Raw genomic sequence first — 3,334 nt, 5'->3', positions numbered from 1 at the left:
TTACCGTTGATATGAAAAATCCTTCTCAATGGTTAGTACGCATTGGTGGACGTTTGACAAAAACCATTTCCACTGAAAACAGCCGTCCTATGTCTTTCTATGGAAAAGTAAACTTGATCAAAACCTTTGGTGATGATGGTACCATTCATATTGGCAGAGATTTTGACCTTGATCCTATGGGACCTGCAATTGAAGGCGGCGTTGGCATTAATGCGCAACTGTCTCACAATTTCTCGCTTCATGGTGATGTAAGTTATCAACAAAAGCTTCAGAAAACTGGTATAAGTGGTGCAAGCTTTTCAGGTGGTATACGCTATCAGTTTTAAATCAAGGCTGTAAATAGCCTATTCATTCTATTCAATTTAACAAAAAGGCAGCACAATATGCTGCCCTTTTTGTACATTAAAGTCATCCTTTTTCCTTTTAAAGCACCCTTCCCTCTTTATACTTAGTTCTTTACGAAAATCTCCAAGACAAGACACAACAAACGCAACAGAGCACTTCCATCCCCAGTGGATGAAGAGTACTTCCTACTTTGAAAAAAAGAAAAGTCTATTAGAAATAAATTAATACCACTGTATTAAAAGATGAAAAACCACTTTAAGCCCAAGTAAGTTAGCTTTTTTACTAGCTTCTTCTACATCCTTTTTTTTTCCCTCATAACCCCAATTTGCGTCATATAATAATCCCTACCATCACGTAAAAACCACTATATCAGTATCTCACAATATTTCTCTGAATAATAATATTCAAAATTATAATTCTTTAAATAAAATCAATTATAAATACATTTTGTATTAGAGATAATTAATATCAATTATTTTTTAATTTTGACAAAAAACCAAAAATGTCTTACCAAATAAAGACAATTACTGAAATTAATAACAACTATCCATTTTCACTTCTTCTTATGAAATTCGCGGGGAAATGAATATTTGGGGGATCTCATAAGGAGAATACTAGTGTATAAAACATCCCTTTTATCATGCACGGCTACAGCCGCTATCATCCTGTTCAACATCCAGTTCAGTGCACATGCTGAAACCCTCGTAGTTTCTGAGGGAAAACAACAAGAAGTATCCGATAAAACCTACGAAACTATTCACGCAAAAGACGGTGGCAAAATCATTGGAAAACATTTAACCATTGTTACGAATAAAGATATAAACCAAGGCACAAACAAAACCGTCTATGCTGTAACAGCAGAAGGTGCTGACAGTGCGATTGAGTTACTGGATGGCACAACCATTAAAGGCACTGGTTCTGGTATTTTCTTAGGCCTTGAAACCAAAGACGGTGCTACACTTCAAATGACTAAGGGAACAATTACATATTCTGGAATGGAGGCCTCCTCATCTGGCATTTTATCTAGCACTGGTGCTTCCTTTTCTGACAGTAAGAGTAAAAAAAACAAGCTGGAAGACGTGGTAATATCGAGTAAAAACGATAACAGTTCACTATCCTTAGGAATAAGTGCTAAAAACAGCACAGTAACCTTGAACAATGTAACCGTAACTCAAGCACTAAAAGGCATATTTGCAGATGATCACTCGACAATAACAATCTCTGGAGGATCATTTCGTGCAAAAAATACAGCAATATCTGCTCAAAATGGCAGCATCATTACTTTAAACAACAATGTTACAGTCGCATCATCTAATGGTACTGGACTCCATGCAGATGGTATAGAATCCAAGATCACAATGAAAGGAGGGGCTGTCATAGGAGGAACTGTTATAGGAGGAAGTTTGAATGGATATGAAAGCGTATTACTTACAAAAAATGGTGGACGTATTGAAATTACGGATGTTACTCTAACAACAGATGGCAAAGGAACCGGTGCACTTGCACTTGGTTCTGATAGCATAGTTGAATTAAAAGGTAATACAAAGATTAACAATGCTTTGAACGGTCTTGGAGCATTTGATGGTGGTAAAATCACCAGCGAAAATTTAACACTCATCGGTTCTGGAGCAAAAGAAGAAAGCACTGGCGTAGGAGTTGACCTGCCTAACAGCAAGATCGAACTAAATGGAAAAACAACCATTGAAAAATTCACACATGGGCTTGAGGCACGAAATGGTGGACAGATTGATGTCACGGATATAGCTTTAACAACGAATGACGCGGGAACCGGTGCACTTGCACTTGGTCCTGATAGCAGAATTGAATTGCACGGAACGGCAACGATTAATAATATTTTGAAGGGTCTTAGAGCAATAAATGGTGGCAAAATTACCAGCGAAAATTTAACAGTAGTCGGTGGTAAAGCAATTAATGAAAATCTCGGCAAAATAAGCACTGGTGTACGGACAGAGGATTCTGGTAGTGAAATTCAGTTAACCGGCAAAACAACCATTCAAAATGTCGATGAAGGTCTTTATGCAGATGATGGGAGTAAAATCATTACCGGAGATTTAACAATAACCGGTAGTGAGTCCGAAGAACCAACCGTTGGTGTAAACATTTGGGATGCCGATAGTATAGTTGAATTCAATGGCAAAACAACCATTCAAAATGTTGATGTTGGTCTTTTTGTCATTGAAGGTAGCACAATTAAAACGAGCAATCGTGCTATTGATACTAATTCTAAAGGCCTAGATACCCAATCCGATACTCCTCAGAAGGGGAAGAAAAATACAATAGAAGCAAAAATGGCTGCACTGGTTGTAATAAATGGCGGACATATTGATCTGACAGATGTTTCTGCCACAGCAGAAGTTGCCAGTTTACAATTCGCAACTTTCTTTGATAATAATCCGAATAGCTCGCATGATCCGCAAAAATATCATAGTAATGAGATCAATCTGACTAATGCAGAGCTTCATGCTGAAAATGGTACAGGAATTTTCGTTAGAACTGTTGTTGAAAAAAGCATCGAAGATGCTGCTGCTCCATCAATCGGCACAGTCAATCTTAAAAAATCAGAAGTCCATGCTGACGTATTATTAGGAGATGGTATTTTTTGGGACAAAACATCATGGAAAGATAAAGATTTGTGGGATGGTAAAGAGGTTAAAACGATCTCCAACGGCACCTTCACATTAAGCGCAGATCAGTCTATTTTAGAGGGCAGAGCAAATATTGCTAAAGACAGAAATGTGCACTTTGATCTGAAAAACGATACAAAATGGACGTTGAAAATCAGCAAAAATGAAAAAGATGATGATGGCAATCTCCTTGATATCGCTCAAAGATCTCGTTCTGATATTTCCACGCTTAATCTCGATAACAGCTCCATTATCTTTAATGGACCAACAGACGATCACTACCAAACATTGCATATAGGTTCTGGTAAACCAGACACGCAAGAAGTCTACAATGCAACGGATGA

Annotated in this window: 1 protein-coding gene and 1 pseudogene; both read left to right on the top strand. The window is 37.6% G+C overall.

What is annotated here, in order from left to right:
- A partial coding sequence (locus tag ACFIJW_RS09195; protein ID WP_375634177.1) for an autotransporter outer membrane beta-barrel domain-containing protein occupies positions 1-326 on the top strand: 326 nt, incomplete at its 5' end.
- Between the two features lie 636 nt (positions 327-962).
- Positions 963-3,334: pseudogene (locus ACFIJW_RS09190) on the top strand (autotransporter outer membrane beta-barrel domain-containing protein); the annotation flags it as partial.

Origin of the sequence: Bartonella sp. MM97QHHN, assembly GCF_042194285.1 — a bacterium.
Lineage (GTDB): Bacteria > Pseudomonadota > Alphaproteobacteria > Rhizobiales > Rhizobiaceae > Bartonella.
Note: the sequence above shows the minus strand (reverse complement) of the source record. Positions and strands in the feature narration are given on the sequence as shown.